This is a genomic window from Anaerotruncus sp. DFI.9.16 (genome assembly GCF_024461615.1).
Lineage (GTDB): Bacteria > Bacillota > Clostridia > Oscillospirales > Ruminococcaceae > Anaerotruncus > Anaerotruncus massiliensis.
Window position 1 is genome coordinate 1 of the sequence record NZ_JANFZX010000202.1, and the last position, 201, is coordinate 201.

The following is a 201-nucleotide window of genomic DNA, read 5'->3' on the forward strand; positions in this document are numbered from 1 at the left end:
CATTCCCGGCTTCCACTTCTTTCATCATTGCCAAAAATCCGGGACGGTCAAAGCAGGTGCCGCTAATGCCATCGTCCGTGAAATGGACAATGTTCGTAAACCCCTGCCGTGCGGCGAACTCCTCCAACATTGCCTTTTGATTGGATATGGAATTGCTCTCACGCTGTTGGTCATCATCTTTGCCAAAGTCATCACGGCTCA

At 50.2% G+C, this 201-nt stretch carries 1 protein-coding gene; it reads right to left on the reverse strand.

Features of this window, described 5'->3' with window-relative positions:
* Window positions 1-201: recombinase family protein (locus tag NE609_RS17530; protein ID WP_256153263.1), on the reverse strand; the 201-nt coding region annotated here is incomplete at both ends.